This window comes from Streptomyces sp. NPDC025273, from assembly GCF_040638585.1.
Lineage (GTDB): Bacteria > Actinomycetota > Actinomycetes > Streptomycetales > Streptomycetaceae > Streptomyces > Streptomyces cinereorectus.
In genome coordinates, this window is record NZ_JBEZYP010000006.1 from 83,093 (window position 1) to 96,304 (window position 13,212).

The following is a 13,212-nucleotide window of genomic DNA, read 5'->3' on the forward strand; positions in this document are numbered from 1 at the left end:
TGTCATGGGAGCGTGGAGCGAACGCTTCCATGGGGGCTCAGTGCCACTGAGGCACGACTGCCACAGGGCATTGGGCGTAGTGCAGCAGTGCGTGGCTCACCCGGCCCAGTTGCAGTCCCACTCGGCTGCGTCGGTGTTCGGCGCCTACCACCACGAGGTCGGTGGTGGCCGAGCGCTCGAGCAGTACCTCACGAGCGGGTCCCTCGACGACGCAGCGCCGGATGGCTACGGCCGGGTGGGCGCGAGCGGCTTCGTCCAGTGCTTCGTCGAGCAGGGCGCGGTGGTGGTCGGGGCCGGTGGAGCGGGTTGTGCCGTCGAGGTGGTCGGCTGCCCGCCGGGGGGGCTCTCTTGCCATCACTGCTTCCAGGCCGCAGTGCCGGGCGTCTGCCAGCCGGAATGCGAAGCGGACCGCGGCGGTGCTGCTCGCGGCGTCCGCTATGCCGACCACGATCCGCTCCTGCGGTCCTTCCGGTGCCGCTTTGGTCTTTCGGACCACGACGACGGGACATTGTGCGCGGGCTGCGACCGTCAGGCTCACCGAGCCGAGTAGCAGGTCGTGCAGTTCGCCGCGGCCGCGGGCTCCCAGGACCAGGGCGGACGCGTTGCGTCCTCGGTTCAGCAGGGCGGTCACCGCGTCCTCGGGGACGACTTCGGTGGAGACCCTGACCTGCGGGTTGCGCTGACGGGCCCTGTCCTTGGCGGCGGCGACCACGCTCTCGCCGTGAGCGGCCGGGGTGTGCGGGGGGGTGGTGCCCGGTTGGTTTGCGGGTTCTTCCGTGCACGCGTGCACCAATGTCAGGGGAAGCGCGAGCCGGGAGGCTTCGTCGACCGCCCAGTCGAGCGCGAGGAGCCCGGAGACCGATCCGTCCACTCCTGTCACTAGAGGAAGCCACATACCCTCACCGCTTTCCCGCTGCTGAAGTGCCCCGCGTCAAGTGTCACCCCGGTCCGCCGGGGCTTCCGAGAGACGGACGGGGCAACGCGCAGGGACGTTCGGTCCCCCTTGCTGTGTGATCCGCCCGCGGGCAGGGGCCCTGCTGTCGGGCTGCATGAGCGGCCGGGGGCCACTCGGCCCTGCTCGGTGCCTCGGATGGCCCTTCAGTGTGCCGGCGGGGCCCCGGGAGACTGGGCGGTGTCCGTTCGGGGGCTCGGTCCGCAAGCCGGCCGTCCGCCGGCTCTGTCTCCTGTGAGGCGGTGAGATCAGTGGCTCACCACGCGTTGGTCGTCTACGGGACGAAGCGCGGCTCCACGGCTGAGATCGCTCAGTTCGTCGCCGGGATACTGCGGGACAGGGGTCTGGATGCCGAGTCGCTACCCGCGTCCGAGGTGACAGACCTGGACGGCTATGACGCGGTGCTGATGGGGGGAGCACTGTACGGGGGGCGGTGGCCGCGTGATGTCAGGCGTTTCGCGCGACGTCATCGCAGGGCGCTGCGTGAGCGGCCGGTCTGGATGTTCAGCAGCGGGCCGCTGGATTCTTCGGCGTCGAAGACGCACGTCCCTCCCCCGCCGGGCGTGCAAAGGATCATGCAGCGGACTCGTGCTCGTGATCATGTCACCTTCGGTGGCCGCCTCGAAGCGGGGGCGGAAGGACGTGTGGCCAGGATGATCGTGGAGGACGGGCGCGGCGGTGACTTCCGGGATTTCGCCAGGATCGCCGCATGGGCCACCGCCGTGGCCACCGAGGTCGGCGCCTCGCCGGAAAGCCTGTGAGCCGATGTACGGAGCGATCTGGAGTCGCCGGTGGCGCTCCGCCCCGCTGCGCCGGCGGGTGGACGTCCTGGAGGTCCGGGCACTGCTCGTGCTCTGCGCCGTGGTGGCCGGGTGTGCTGTGGCGATCGGGCTGATGAGCGGGTGGGAGGCCTACGGTCATGAACGGGCGGTGGCGTCGCAGGAGCGGGCCGGTCGCCATCTCGTGCGGGCGCAGGTGCTGAGGGATGCCGCCGAGTCACGGTCGTGGGCGGACGAGGCGGGCCGTCCCGCAGACGTGCTGGTCCCGGCCCGGTGGACCTCTGTCACCGGCACGGGTGTCAAGGGCAGCGTGCCGGTGGCTCCGGGTACCAGGAAGGGGGAGTACGCACGTGTATGGCTGGACCGTGAAGGCCGCGTCACCTCCGCGCCGGCCACCTCTCGCGAGGTCTGGGCCGGAGCGCTGCTACGGGGGGCGGGGAGCGCGTCACTTGCCGTGGGCGCGGGTGTCGTGGCCGCGGCGGGCATCCGTGCGGCAGGCAACCGGTACCGCGCGGTCCAATGGGAAACCGAGTGGAGCAGGGTCGAGCCGGAGTGGAGCCATCGTGCCTGATCTTCGCGCCGGAACGGGACGGTCCTGGGCCCGGTCCGGGTCCTGCTTCGCAGGGGTCCGTTCCCTCTTCGTCGTGAACGCCGGATTATCCACGGAGGATTCAGATGCCGAGTGCGCCTCACCGGGTGAGTGACCTCATGACGCATACCGCTGTCGCCGTCGGCAGCGGGGCGTCCTACAAGGACATAGTCCAGCTCATGGACCAGTGGAAGGTGAGTGCCCTTCCTGTACTGGCCGGGGAGGGGCGGGTCGTGGGGGTGGTTTCCGAGGCGGATCTCCTGGCCAAGGAGGGGGACCGCCCGGACGGGCCTTCCACGCCCGCTGACCGTCCGTTCGTGGACGCCGCCAAGGCCGGCGCGCTGTACGCGGAACAGCTCATGTCGAGCCCTGCCATCACGGTGCACGCGGACGCCCCCATAGCCGAAGCGGCACGGATCATGGCGCGACGGCACGTCAAGCGTCTGCCGGTGGTGGACGGTGTCGGTCTTCTGGAAGGGGTCATCAGCAGAAGCGATCTGCTCAAGGTCTTCCTGCGCTCCGATGACGACATCGAGACCGAGGCCGCGGCCGTCGTGGCGGGTCTGCCCGCTGCCTCCGGTGTGGACGTACGGGTCGCTGACGGGGTGGTCACCATGGGAGGGGATCTGTCCGACCGGTCTTTGGTCCCGCTCCTGGCCCGGGCCGTGCGGGCGGTGGAAGGTGTGGTGGATGTCCGTGTCGACTTCGGTGACCGCGGGACGCGGGCGGTGTGAGGCGAGTTCGGTGGCGTGAAGCGTGGCCGGGGTGACCTGCGAAGGCGTTACCGGCGCTCGTCGTTTCCGGGAACGGTGATCACCGGGCACTCGGCCCGGTGCAGGAGGCCGTGGGCGACCGATCCGAGGCGCATTCCCGTGTATCCTCCGCGGCCGCGGCGCCCGACGATGAGCGCCAGTGCGGTGGAGGACGCGAGAGCAAGCTCTTCCACCGGGTGCCCTTGGCGTACTTCCTGCCTCGACTGCACGTCCGGATACCTGTCGGACCATTCTGCGACGGCCTCGGCGAGAAGCCTTGTGCGCTCTTCGGGTTGCGGCTCGCCGAAGGTGAGGGCGGAACGCTGCCACACCAGGACCGCGTGCACGAGCACACCGCGTACGTCTGCCTCTTCGAAGGCGAACTTCAGAGCCTCACGCGAGGGCATGCTGCCGTCGACACCGACGACCAGATGAGCGGGACGGTGCGCAAGGTGTTCGGGTGCTCTCACCACGACGACGGGGCAAGCGGCCTGCGCGCTGAGGGGGGCTGCGACCGAACTCGCGCTGAGGATCTCCTCCGGCCGGCTGAGCCGGCGCGAACCCACCACAACCATGCGTGTGGGTGGGTTCGCCCGGCGGCAGAGCACCGCCGCGGGCTGTCCGTCGACGAGTTCGGTCACTACGCGTACCCGGGGCGTGAGGCGGGCGATCGTCTGGGCGGCCGCCGTGAGTGCTTCCTGGCCCTGTGCGTGCAGAGCCAGGCGGCGCGGTTTCGGGTCCACGTGCGGGGTGTCGTGCAGCGGCGGGAGCGCGAGCACGAGCCTCAGGGGCAGGGCTCTGCGTTCGGCTTCGTCGGCTGCCCAGGCGAGCGCCGGCACCGCGGGGTCACGCGGGTCGATACCCACCACGATCTCCTGGTCCGGGTCGAGGTCGGTCATCTGATTCCTCTTTCCTCCCTGGCTTCCCGCCGGGGCACGATCTCGACCGGGCAGAGCGAGTGGTGCAGCAGCGCGTGTGCGATACGGCCCACACCGGGACCGATGCCCTCTGCCCGTCGTCCGCCGATGATCAGGAGGTCACTGTGGCGACTTGCCTCCACCAGAACCGCGGCGACGGGTCTGCCCGCCTCGACCTCCGCCGTGACCGCAAGCCCGGGAAACCGCTGCCGGATGCCGGCCGCGAGTGCCTGTGTCTCCTGCTCGCCCTGGCGGACGCTCTCCTGGGCACGGCTGCCGGGCAGCAGGGCTGAGTCGGCTGCCCACCCGAGAACGTTTCTGACGCCCAGGAGCTGCAGGGCCGCTCCACGCAGTTGTGCCTCGTGGGCGGCGCGGTGCAGCCAGTCCGCGTCGGTGGCGCCCCGGACCGCGGCGGTGACCCGGGCGGTCTTCGACCATTCGGTCTCCCCGCGCACCACCACTACGGGTACGGTGCCCCCCGCTACCCCGAGACCGACGGAGCCGAGCATGAGTGCGCCGAAGCCTCCGCGGCCACGGTTGCCCACGACTATGGAGTCCTGCGGGCCGGCCGCCTCCCGCAGAGCGGGAACCGGCTGCTTGCGGCTGAGTGCCTTGGTGATGGCAAGGGAAGGGAAGCGTTCCTGAACGGCTGCGGCCACCTCGACGAGAAGGACGCGACCGGTCTCGCGGGTGCTCTCCACTGTCTCGAACGAGGCGAAGCGAGTGAGCCGGTCGAGATCCGCCGCGTGCAGGATGCGCAGTTCCTGTCCTTGGGCGTCGGCCTCGGCCGCCGCCCAGTACGCAGCCGCCCTGGCGTGTCCGGATCCGTCGATGCCGACCACGACCTGCCCCGGGGTCCGGGAAGTGCCGGTGCTCATGTCCCCTCCTCCGGCCGTCTTCGTACGTTTCACCCTGTCACGCGGCGGTCTGCGCGGAAGGGGCCGTGGCGGCCCCTTCCGGGACCGAAGGTCCCGGAAGGTGCCTGGGCCCCGGAACCGGAAATGCCCCACCCGGCCCTTCCCGCGGCCGACGGCTTCGGGGAGCGTGGAAGAGGCATACGGGTGTCCGTCGTCATGGGAACGGCGGCTTCGTCACTTCGGGAAGGTGTGGTGAGCGCCATGTCGTACGCAACAACCACAGATCTTTACGAGGTGTCGATGGCCGTGTCCTACCTGCGGGAAGGCATGACGAAGAACGCCACGTTCAGCCTGTTCGTACGCGGGTTGCCGCCTGGGCGCGGATTCCTGGTGAGCGCGGGGCTGGAATCGGCTCTCGACTTCCTGGCCGGCTTGCGGATCACCGCGGACGACGCCCACGACTTCGCCACGGCACTGGGATGCCCTGCCGCCGTCACACGCCCGCTCGTCGGTCTCGGCTTCACGGGTGAGGTGAGAGCCGTGCCGGAGGGGCGGCTGGTCCTGCCCGGGGAGCCGTTGCTGGAGGTCACCGCTCCCTTGCCCGAGGCCCAGCTGGCGGAGACCTATCTGCTGAGCCAGGTCAGCCACCAGACGACCATCGCGTCCAAGGCGGCACGGTGTGTGCTGGCGGCGGCCGGTCACCGCGTCGTCGATTTCTCCTTGCGCCGCACACACGGGCCCGAGGCCGGCATGCAGGCAGCCAGGGTGGGCGCGATGGTGGGATTCGCCGGCACCAGCAACGTCGCGGCGGCCCTGCGTTGGCAGATGCGGGCCTCCGGCACCATGGCCCACTCCTACGTCGAGGCCTTCGGCGACGAGGAAGCGGCGTTCCACGCCTTCGCACGCAGCCATCCCGGCCCCGTCACCTTTCTGGTCGACACCTATGACACGGCCGACGGCGTGGTGACGGCGGCTCGGGTGCTGAACGCCCTGCAGCGTGGCCCCGGCTGCGCGATCCGCCTCGACAGCGGCGATCTCGGCGGCCTCGCCCGTCAGTCGCGCGCCCTGCTGGACCGGGCGGGGCTGCGGGACGTGGCCATCATCGCGAGCGGCGGCCTCGACGAGTACGGTATCGACCGCCTCGTCGGATCGGGCGCACCCATCGACGTGTACGCGGTGGGCACCAAGGTGGGGACCTCGGCCGACGCTCCGTATCTGGATTCGGCCTACAAGTTGGTGGAATACGGTGGCCGGCCGGTGATGAAGCTCTCCCCCGCCAAGGTGACCGCGCCCGGCCGCAAGCAGGTCCTTCGCTCCCCGGGCGCGGGCGACGTGATCGCGCTGGCGGACGAGGAGGTTCCCCAGGACCGGGAGTCGCTGTTGCGTACGGTCATGTCCGAGGGGCGGCGCGTCGGTCCGCCGGACAGTCTGGCTGCGGCCCACGAGCGGTTCGTGAGGGATCTGGCCGCCCTCCCCCGGGCTGCGCGCCGAATCCGGGAGCCGACGCCGCCGATGCCCACGGTCTCTGCGCGTCTTTCGGCTCTGACATCCGATGTCCGCCGGCAGCTGGAGGCGAGCGTCAGGGAACGCCGGGCCGTGTGGGCCGGTATGCAGGACATGGACCTGCCCGGGGTGCCGGGAGCAGGGACCGAGCAGGGGTGAGACGCAGCGGCGGATCTGTCCGATCGGTGAAGGAACCACGTCATCTTTCCGAGGAGGCCGGGCATGACGGGCACGGTGGCTGTGGGGATGGACGGATCGCCGGAGAGCTTCACCGCCGTCGAGTGGGCCGCTCGGGAGGCGGTCCTGAGGGAGTTGCCTGTGCATGTCGTTCACGTGCGGGAGTCGCCTGAGGTGGCGGTCCCTGCCCCTCTCCCCCCGAAGGACGAACGTCTGCTCCGGGAGGCTTCCCGGGGTGCCGGGAGCGGTCGCCCTGGCATGGCCGTCCACACGGGCCGCCTCATTGCTCACCATCTTGCCGGTGCTCTGCCGGCGCGGGCCGGCACACCGGGAGAGGTGCGTCCCGGCCGGTCCCCGGCTGGGGCGTGTGGCGCATGCGGTGATCCGTCACGCCATGTGTCCCGTGGCCGTGGTCCCTCTGGAGTGAGGAGGAGCTCTGATGTCGGCTCGCTGTCCTGACGTGGCGTCGGTGAACGGGTGGGTGGGGGATGCCACCATGGCGCCGTCCGTGCACAACGCTCAGCCCTGGCGGTTTCGCTATACGCCGGCGATGGGTGTGCTGCACCTGCGCATGGACGAATCACGTTCCATGCCCTACACCGATCCGTCGGGCCGAGGCCTGCATCTCAGTTGCGGTGCCGCGCTGTTCAACCTCCGGGTCGCCGTCGCGCACGCCGGCTGGTCGGCGCGAGTCCAGGTGCTGCCCGACCCCGCGGATCCGGTGCTGCTGGCCACTGTCGCCTTCGTCGAGTCCACCGGCACGGATCCGGTGTCCGGTCTGCATCCGGCGATCGCCCGGCGTCGCACGAGCCGGGAGCCGTTCACCGACGAGCCTGTGCCCGATGCTCTGCGCGACGCCTTGAGCGGTGCCGCGCGGGCCGAGGGTGCGCGCTTGTCCTTTCCCACCGGGTGGCAGGCGGACGAGGTGCTCGAACTGGTGCGGGACGCCGAGTTGGAGGATTCGTTGTCTCCCGGGATGCGGGAGGAGATCGCCCGCTGGACAGGGCCGGGAGCCGGGCCTTCCGAAGGGATTCCCACCTACGCCTTGGGCCCGTTCCGTCACGATGGCAGGGCGCCGGTGCGGGACTTCGCGGCCGGGCGCCGGGACCTCGGCCGGCGGCCGGGTGTGTTCGAGCAGTCCCCCTGTCTGGCGGTGCTCGGGACGTCCGCAGACCGTCGCGAGGACTGGCTGCTGGCCGGTCAGGCCCTGGAGCGGGTCCTGCTGCAGGCGACGACGGACAGGCTTTCCACGTCGCTCAACTCGCAAGCCCTGGAACGGCCCGAGCTGCGCTGGCTGTTGCGGGACCCTCACGCGCCTTCGGGGTCGGCGTTCCCTCAGATGCTGATCCGGCTGGGATACGGGGTCCGGACCCCGCCGACTCCTCGGCGCGCGGTGAGTGACGTGCTCGAGGTCGAGGATGGCTCCCCCGGCTGAAGCCGGGGTGACGAGGAACCGTGAGGGTGTCGCTTCCGCGTGCCACCCGGACTCGTCACGGACTCGTCAGTCAGTCACCGACGACAATGCGACGACCGGTCACCTGGTCCGGTGTCACCACGATCCACTGTTCCCGCGGTCCGCCGGCCCAGGGTGTCGTGGATCCATGCTTCTCGAGGTCCTCGACGGCTTCGGGCTCCGTCACCGTGCGTGCTCTGCCCACGACGAGGACGCTCCATCCCCTGCTGAAGGCCTCGTCGATGTGATCCACTTCAAAGGCGGTGAGGTGACCCGCCGCGTGGGCGGGGCGGGAGCCCGGTGACGTCCGGTAGGCGATCTTGCCCTCGACCGAGGCGTAGTTGACCGGGAAGACAGCGGGGCCCATGTCGTTGCTGACGACGACGCGGCCCACTCCGTGGCTGCCGAGCAGTTTCCAGCATTCCTCCTGGGAGAGTTCCACCACTTCCGGGTGGTATGCCGCTCGGCCCACGCCGGGGGGCAGGTCGGTGGTGGCCCCTGTGAGCTCGTCCATCGTCGTTTCGAGGGCGCTGGCCAGGCGCAGCATGAAGCCCATGCCGTGGGATCCGGGCTGGGTCTCCACGTATTCGATGTATCCGGGAGCGGAGCCGGTACGCAGGGCCAGCTCTCTTCTGGACAGTCCGAGCTGCTCGCGGCGTGCCGCCACGCGTCTGCCGATGTCGCCCACGGCCTGCGTCCGGGATTCGGCGGGGTCGTGCTGTGATCTGCCGGCCATGTCGGTTCACCTTCCTGCTGCTCGGGAGGGGAGGGGGTGCTGCCGCGGGGCTGCCCGTCCTCTTTTCCCGCGTTCACTCCGGGTGCTGGTCACCGGGACCGGGCCGGGGGCTCATCCGTCCTGTGGGCCGGTTGAGGAGCGCTGTGCGGCACGCCCCGCTTCCAGCCGGGCGACGGGCACCCGGAAGGGTGAGCACGATATGTAGTCCAGGCCTGCCCGGTGAAAGAAATGTATGGAATCGGGATCCCCTCCGTGTTCTCCGCACACCCCGACGGTAAGGCCGGGTCGTGACTCCCGCCCTTCGGCTACCGCGAGCTCGATGAGCCGGCCCACTCCCTCGCGGTCGATCGTCTCGAACGGGGATCTCTCGAAGATGTTCTTGTCCAGGTACGCGGAGAAGAATTCGGCCTCGACGTCGTCGCGGGAGAAGCCCCAGGTGGTCTGGGTGAGGTCGTTCGTCCCCAGGGAGAAGAAGTCGGCGTTCCGCGCGATGCGGCCTGCGGTGAGAGCCGCTCTCGGCAGTTCGATCATCGTGCCGACGGGGCAGGTGACGGTGATGCCGGCCGCCGATGTCACGTGCGTCCATACCTGTTCGACCTCCTCTCGCACGAGGGTGAGTTCCTGCGCCGCTCCTACCAGGGGGACCATGATCTCGGGCTGCGGATCACCGTCGGCGCGGATGCGTGCCACCACCGCCTCGGCCACGGCCCTCACCTGCATCGCTACGAGCCCCGGGACCACCAGGCCTAGTCGTACGCCACGCAGACCCAGCATGGGATTGGTCTCGCGCATACGGTTGACGGCCCGCAGGAGCTCGTGGTCGTGGGGGTCGGTGTCCTGGCCGCGGGCTTCGCGTTGTGCGGCTCTCACCGCCAGTTCCGTCCTGTCGGGCAGGAACTCGTGCAGAGGTGGGTCGAGGAGTCGGATGGTGACCGGGAATCCGTCCATGGCCTTCAGGATCTCGATGAAGTCCTGGCGCTGGAGGGGCAGGAGCGCCGCCAGGGCGGCCTCCCGTTCGGCGTCGGTGTGCGCGAGGATCATCGTCTCTATCAGGGGGCGCCGGTCTCCGAGGAACATGTGCTCGGTGCGGCACAGGCCTATGCCCTGGGCGCCGAACCTCCGGGCTCGGGCGGCGTCCTGCGGTGTGTCAGCGTTGGCCCGGACCTCCAGTCGGCGTGTCGCGTCGGCCTGGGCGAGGAGTCGGTGTACGTCCGTGACGACCTGTGCCGCGTCCTTGCCGGGGTGGGGCCGGCCGGTCTCGAAGGAGCGCATGACCTCGGATTCCACGAGGGGTACCGCCCCGCGGTACACGGTGCCCTCCGAGCCGTCGACGGAGATGACGGTGCCTTCTCGTATGGTGGCGCCGGCTGTCGCGAAGGCGCGTTCCGCCTCGTTCACCGTGATGCTGTCGGTTCCGCAGACGCATACTTTTCCCATGCCGCGCGCGACCACGGCGGCGTGGCTGGTCTTTCCGCCGCGGCTGGTCAGGACGGCCTCGGCAGCGATCATGCCGGGCAGGTCGTCGGGGGTCGTTTCCTGACGTACCAGCACCACTTTCTCCCCGTCGGCGGAGCGGCGGACCGCCTCGGCGGAGTCGAATACCGCGGCTCCCACCGCGGCGCCGGGTGAGGCCGGTGTTCCCCGGGCCAGTACTTCGCTGGTCGCGGACGTGTCGAAGCGTGGAAACATCAGCCGGGCGAGCCCTTCGCCGTCGACGCGCTCCAGTGCCTCCTCGGTGGAGATGACTGCTTCCTGTGCCAGTTGTCCGGCTATCGCGAACGCCGCCTGTGAGGTTCGTTTGCCGACTCTGGTCTGCAGCATCCACAGGACGCCGCGTTCGATGGTGAACTCGATGTCGCACAGGTCGCGGTAGTGGGATTCCAGCTGCCTCATGTGTGCCAGGAGCCGGTTGTAGGAGTGGGGGTCGAGCCGTTGTAGTTCCTGGAGTGGAACGGCGTTGCGTGTGCCGGAGACGACGTCCTCTCCCTGTGCGTTCGGAAGGTAGTCGCCGTAGACGCCGGGCCGGCCGGTTGCGGGGTCACGGGTGAAGGCGACCCCGCTGCCGGAGTCGGGGCCGAGGTTGCCGAAGACCATCCTCTGGACGGTGACCGCGGTGCCCAGGTCGTCCGGGATGTGCTCGCGGCGCCGGTAGAGACGTGCCCTGTCCGCGTTCCATGAGGCGAAGACGGCGAGGATCGCGCGCCGGAGCTGCTCGGCGGGGTCCTGGGGGAACGCCTCGCCGGTGTGTTCCCTGATGAGGTCCTTGTAGGTTTCGACCAGTCTGATCAGTTCGGCCGTGTCCAGCTGGGTGTCGTCGGCCACTTGGCACTGTTCCTTGAGGCGGGTGAGCGCGTTCTCGAACACCGCACCGTCGACCTGCATCACCGTGTTCCCGAACATCTGTACAAGGCGTCGGTAGGAGTCCCAGGCGAATCGCTCGTTCCCGGCGGACCGGGCCAGGCCGAGCACCGCGTAGTCGTTGAGGCCTATGTCGAGGACGGTTTCCATCATGCCGGGCATCGAGTGCCGGGCACCCGAGCGGACGGAGAGCAGGAGCGGGTCGGCTGCCTGGCCCAGGAGCCTGCCGCAGGAGCGTTCCAGTGACGTCAGGTGGAGGCGGATCTGCCGGTCGAGTTCCGCCGGTGCGCGGCCGGTTGTCAGGTACTGCCGGCAGGCGGCGCTGGTGACGGTGAATCCGGCGGGCACGGGCAGTCCGAGGCGGGTCATCTCCGCGAGGTTGGCGCCCTTCCCACCGAGCAGATCGGCCATGTCCTTGTTGCCTTCGGCGAAGTCGTACACATAGCTCGTCATGGGTGCGCTCGTCTCTGGGTCGGCCGTGGCTGCCGTCGGGCTCGAGGCGGTTGTCGCAGGTCAGTTGTGCGGGACAACGGCCACGGGACCTGCCGTGTGGTGGAGTACGGAATGGACGACCGGTCCGACGTGGGTTCCCATGCGCGCGGTGCGGTGCCGCAGGCCGACGACGACCAGGCCGGCATGCGTCGATGCCTCGACCAGGTCCTGTGCCGGATGCCCTTGGAGACACTGGCGGCCTATGGCTGTCCCTGGGTATCTTCTGGCCCACGGGGCCAGGGCCGCGTCCATTTCCTTGCGTCGTTCGGTTGCGGTCGCCTCCAGGAGCACGGGGACGACGTCGGCCGTTCCGGCGCCGTACACCGGTGGCAGGGTCCAGCTGTGCACCGCCCGCAGTCCGCATCCGTAACGGTCGGCGGCGGCGAAGGCGAAGGCCAGGACCTCCTGGCTGGGCTCCGGCAGGTCCAGCCCCACGACCACGTCCCTGTCCGGGGACGCCTCCCCGGTACCGTCGGCGCGGACCAGGACCAGGGGGCAGCGGACCCGTGCCAGGACGGCGAGGGAAACGGAGCCGAGGATGAAACCTGTCACCCCTCCGAGTCCTCGGGAGCCCAGGACCAGTAGTTCTGCCCGTTCGCCGGCGGCGCTCAGCTCCTCCACAGGGGCGCCGGGCATTTGCACCGTCTCTGCCCGTACGTGCGGATGGTTCGGACGCAGGTGCTCGACCGCCTCGTGGAGCAGTGCCTCGGCCGCGCGCCTGTTCGTCTCCGGGTCGGTGTAGTACGCGACGGACGCCTCGTCCTGTTTCCATACGTACACAAGGCGCAGGAGTCGCCCCCGGGCCGTGGCTTCACCCGCGGCCCAGTTCGCGGCCGCGAGGCTCTCGCGTGAGCCGTCGATTCCGACAGTGACAGTGCGGGACATGGTGTCTCCTCACGAGAACAGTGCCCTTCCCCTCAGACTGGCCGATCCCGTCGATGTCCAGGAGGGGCCGGAAGGGCCCCGGCCGGACCGGTCGGCCCCATCGGCGGACGGGGTGCGGCCGGGTCGGTTCTGTGCTGCGGCCGTCAGGCACGTGCCGGCGGGGCCGGGGTGCTCGGCGTGCTCTCCACTGGCGTCGTGCTCGGAGCCCGGGCACTGTGGACGGGCGGGGACTGCGGCAGGAAAGTGAGGCGGTCATGGGCAGCGATACGGAAACTCCGCGCGTCGTCGTGGGTGTCGACGGCTCCGGCCCCTCCCAGGAGGCTCTGCGCTGGGCGGCGCATCATGCTCAGCTCATCGGCGGTGTCGTCGAGGCCGTGTGTGCCTGGGACACCCCTTCCGAGATCGGCTGGGCCGGACCGGCGACGGAAGCCGGTTTCGACCTGGAGCGCGCCCGTCTGCGCTTCACCGAGGGGATCCAGGCGGTTTTCGGTGACGTCAAGCCTGCCGAGGTGCACGAGGTGCTGGTGCGGGGTGACCCTTCCGAGGTCCTGGTGAGAGCTTCCGAGGGAGCGGAGCTGCTCGTGGTCGGTAACCGGGGGCGCGGCGGCTTCGCACGGGCCATGCTCGGTTCCGTGAGCCAGCGATGCGCTCAGCATGCGCGGTGCCCCGTGGTCGTTGTGCGGGCCAGGACAGCTGGACCTCACTGAGCCGGTTTCCGGGCAGCGGGCACTCATGGGGGCTGCGCGGTCACCGGGGGCCCGG

The 13,212-nt window shown here is 70.0% G+C and carries 13 protein-coding genes; 7 read left to right on the top strand and 6 right to left on the bottom strand.

Annotated elements, in window-relative coordinates:
• Window positions 1-37 precede the first annotated feature (37 nt).
• Entirely contained in the window at window positions 38-895 is an 858-nt protein-coding gene (locus AB0F38_RS12750; RefSeq protein ID WP_361890908.1) for a universal stress protein, read from the bottom strand.
• 308 nt (window positions 896-1,203) lie between these two features.
• Between AB0F38_RS12750 and AB0F38_RS12755 the strand changes: the two genes are divergently transcribed.
• From AB0F38_RS12755 to AB0F38_RS12765, 3 genes are all read left to right on the top strand, one after another.
• Window positions 1,204-1,713 (top strand): flavodoxin domain-containing protein, encoded by a 510-nt coding sequence (locus AB0F38_RS12755; RefSeq protein WP_361891495.1) that lies wholly within the window; start codon window positions 1,204-1,206, stop codon window positions 1,711-1,713.
• A gap of 4 nt (window positions 1,714-1,717) precedes the next feature.
• Complete coding sequence (locus tag AB0F38_RS12760; protein ID WP_361890911.1) at window positions 1,718-2,302, top strand: hypothetical protein; 585 nt, start codon at window positions 1,718-1,720, stop codon at window positions 2,300-2,302.
• A gap of 104 nt (window positions 2,303-2,406) precedes the next feature.
• Window positions 2,407-3,054: a CBS domain-containing protein gene (locus tag AB0F38_RS12765; protein WP_361890913.1), complete on the top strand. Its 648-nt coding sequence runs from the start codon at window positions 2,407-2,409 to the stop codon at window positions 3,052-3,054.
• A gap of 47 nt (window positions 3,055-3,101) precedes the next feature.
• Here the strand turns inward: AB0F38_RS12765 and AB0F38_RS12770 are convergent, their stop codons facing one another.
• Together AB0F38_RS12770 and AB0F38_RS12775 are read right to left on the bottom strand one after the other, a co-directional pair.
• A complete protein-coding gene (locus tag AB0F38_RS12770; protein WP_361890916.1) occupies window positions 3,102-3,971 on the bottom strand; it encodes a universal stress protein in 870 nt (289 codons plus the stop codon).
• The gene (locus tag AB0F38_RS12775; RefSeq protein WP_361890919.1) at window positions 3,968-4,867 is read right to left on the bottom strand and encodes a universal stress protein; all 900 of its coding nucleotides are present in this window, start codon (window positions 4,865-4,867) and stop codon (window positions 3,968-3,970) included. The genes AB0F38_RS12770 and AB0F38_RS12775 overlap by 4 nt, the downstream gene beginning before the upstream one ends.
• Before the next feature lie 240 nt (window positions 4,868-5,107).
• On the opposite strand from AB0F38_RS12775, the gene AB0F38_RS12780 reads away from it, so the two are divergent.
• The 3 genes from AB0F38_RS12780 to AB0F38_RS12790 all read left to right on the top strand — a co-directional run bounded on the left by AB0F38_RS12780 (window position 5,108) and on the right by AB0F38_RS12790 (window position 7,961).
• Entirely contained in the window at window positions 5,108-6,508 is a 1,401-nt protein-coding gene (locus tag AB0F38_RS12780; RefSeq protein WP_361890922.1) for a nicotinate phosphoribosyltransferase, read from the top strand.
• A 63-nt stretch (window positions 6,509-6,571) separates the two neighbouring features.
• The gene (locus AB0F38_RS12785; protein ID WP_361890925.1) at window positions 6,572-6,985 is read left to right on the top strand and encodes a universal stress protein; all 414 of its coding nucleotides are present in this window, start codon (window positions 6,572-6,574) and stop codon (window positions 6,983-6,985) included.
• The gene (locus AB0F38_RS12790; RefSeq protein ID WP_361890928.1) at window positions 6,966-7,961 is read left to right on the top strand and encodes a nitroreductase family protein; all 996 of its coding nucleotides are present in this window, start codon (window positions 6,966-6,968) and stop codon (window positions 7,959-7,961) included. Before AB0F38_RS12785 ends, AB0F38_RS12790 begins: the two co-directional genes overlap by 20 nt.
• A gap of 70 nt (window positions 7,962-8,031) precedes the next feature.
• Here the strand turns inward: AB0F38_RS12790 and AB0F38_RS12795 are convergent, their stop codons facing one another.
• The 3 genes from AB0F38_RS12795 to AB0F38_RS12805 all read right to left on the bottom strand — a co-directional run bounded on the left by AB0F38_RS12795 (window position 8,032) and on the right by AB0F38_RS12805 (window position 12,450).
• Window positions 8,032-8,715, bottom strand: a complete 684-nt coding sequence (locus AB0F38_RS12795) for a pyridoxamine 5'-phosphate oxidase family protein (RefSeq protein ID WP_361890931.1) — start codon at window positions 8,713-8,715, stop codon at window positions 8,032-8,034.
• A gap of 111 nt (window positions 8,716-8,826) precedes the next feature.
• Window positions 8,827-11,526, bottom strand: coding sequence for a pyruvate, phosphate dikinase (gene ppdK / locus AB0F38_RS12800; RefSeq protein ID WP_361890934.1), 2,700 nt, complete (start codon window positions 11,524-11,526; stop codon window positions 8,827-8,829).
• Between the two features lie 60 nt (window positions 11,527-11,586).
• A complete protein-coding gene (locus tag AB0F38_RS12805) occupies window positions 11,587-12,450 on the bottom strand; it encodes a universal stress protein (protein WP_361890937.1) in 864 nt (287 codons plus the stop codon).
• Between the two features lie 254 nt (window positions 12,451-12,704).
• Between AB0F38_RS12805 and AB0F38_RS12810 the strand changes: the two genes are divergently transcribed.
• Window positions 12,705-13,157 (top strand): universal stress protein, encoded by a 453-nt coding sequence (locus tag AB0F38_RS12810; RefSeq protein ID WP_361890940.1) that lies wholly within the window; start codon window positions 12,705-12,707, stop codon window positions 13,155-13,157.
• Window positions 13,158-13,212 lie beyond the last annotated feature (55 nt).

Coding starts and splice junctions, on each gene's coding strand:
- AB0F38_RS12750 (WP_361890908.1), bottom strand. CDS start 895: ATGTGGCTTCCTCTAGTGACAGGAGTGGACGGATCGGTCTCCGGGCTC.
- AB0F38_RS12760 (WP_361890911.1), top strand. CDS start 1,718: ATGTACGGAGCGATCTGGAGTCGCCGGTGGCGCTCCGCCCCGCTGCGC.
- AB0F38_RS12765 (WP_361890913.1), top strand. CDS start 2,407: ATGCCGAGTGCGCCTCACCGGGTGAGTGACCTCATGACGCATACCGCT.
- AB0F38_RS12770 (WP_361890916.1), bottom strand. CDS start 3,971: ATGACCGACCTCGACCCGGACCAGGAGATCGTGGTGGGTATCGACCCG.
- AB0F38_RS12775 (WP_361890919.1), bottom strand. CDS start 4,867: ATGAGCACCGGCACTTCCCGGACCCCGGGGCAGGTCGTGGTCGGCATC.
- AB0F38_RS12780 (WP_361890922.1), top strand. CDS start 5,108: ATGTCGTACGCAACAACCACAGATCTTTACGAGGTGTCGATGGCCGTG.
- AB0F38_RS12785 (WP_361890925.1), top strand. CDS start 6,572: ATGACGGGCACGGTGGCTGTGGGGATGGACGGATCGCCGGAGAGCTTC.
- AB0F38_RS12790 (WP_361890928.1), top strand. CDS start 6,966: ATGTCGGCTCGCTGTCCTGACGTGGCGTCGGTGAACGGGTGGGTGGGG.
- AB0F38_RS12795 (WP_361890931.1), bottom strand. CDS start 8,715: ATGGCCGGCAGATCACAGCACGACCCCGCCGAATCCCGGACGCAGGCC.
- ppdK (WP_361890934.1), bottom strand. CDS start 11,526: ATGACGAGCTATGTGTACGACTTCGCCGAAGGCAACAAGGACATGGCC.
- AB0F38_RS12805 (WP_361890937.1), bottom strand. CDS start 12,450: ATGTCCCGCACTGTCACTGTCGGAATCGACGGCTCACGCGAGAGCCTC.
- AB0F38_RS12810 (WP_361890940.1), top strand. CDS start 12,705: ATGGGCAGCGATACGGAAACTCCGCGCGTCGTCGTGGGTGTCGACGGC.